At 38.9% G+C, this 886-nt stretch carries 1 protein-coding gene; it reads left to right on the top strand.

The window, feature by feature from the left end:
* Positions 1–41 precede the first annotated feature (41 nt).
* Positions 42–886 (top strand): LysR family transcriptional regulator (locus E0D98_RS24880; RefSeq protein WP_095804095.1); only part of this gene is annotated, 845 nt, incomplete at its 3' end.

Genomic DNA, 886 nt, shown 5'->3' with positions numbered 1-886 from the left:
AGTGAATATACCATGGAAGAAAAATATAACCGGAGTAGTGTATGGCCAATCTCTACGACTTGAAAAAGTTCGACTTAAACCTTCTTGTCATATTTGAGTGTATTTACCAGCATTTAAGCATTAGCAAAGCTGCTGAATCACTATATATCACCCCATCAGCCGTGAGCCAGTCGTTACAACGCTTACGTGCGCAATTTAATGACCCTTTATTCATTCGCTCAGGAAAAGGTATCGCGCCGACGACAACAGGGTTGAATCTGCATCACCATCTTGAGAAAAACCTCAAAGGCCTTGAACAAACAATTAATATAGTCAATAAGTCCGAACTAAAGAAAAACTTTATTATCTACGGCCCTCAGCTCATTTCTTGCTCTAATAATAGTATGCTGATCCGCTGCCTACGGCAAGATGCCTCTGTCGAGATTGAGTGCCATGATATCCTCATGTCAGCAGAGAATGCTGAAGAACTGTTGGTTCACCGCAAAGCCGATCTGGTGATCACCCAAATGCCAGTGATCAGCCGTTCCGTCATTTGCATGCCATTGCATACAATTCGCAATACTCTAATTTGTAGTAATAAGCATCCGCGAATTACTGACAATAGCACTTATGAACAAATTATGGCAGAAGAGTTCACCCAATTAATATCCAAATCAGCAGGAGTTGATGATATTCAAATGGAAATAGACGAGAAGTTTATGAATCGCAAAATTTCATTTCGTGGTTCCTCTTTGCTGACAATCATTAATAGCATTGCAGTTACAGATTTACTGGGAATAGTCCCCTATGAACTTTATAATTCCTACCGTGACTTTCTTAATTTAAAAGAGATAAAACTAGAACATCCGTTACCTTCAATAAAGCTTTACATTTCCTATAATAAATC

Origin of the sequence: Escherichia sp. KCJ4928, from assembly GCF_004352695.1 — a bacterium.
Lineage (GTDB): Bacteria > Pseudomonadota > Gammaproteobacteria > Enterobacterales > Enterobacteriaceae > ECMA0423.
Note: the sequence above shows the minus strand (reverse complement) of the source record. Positions and strands in the feature narration are given on the sequence as shown.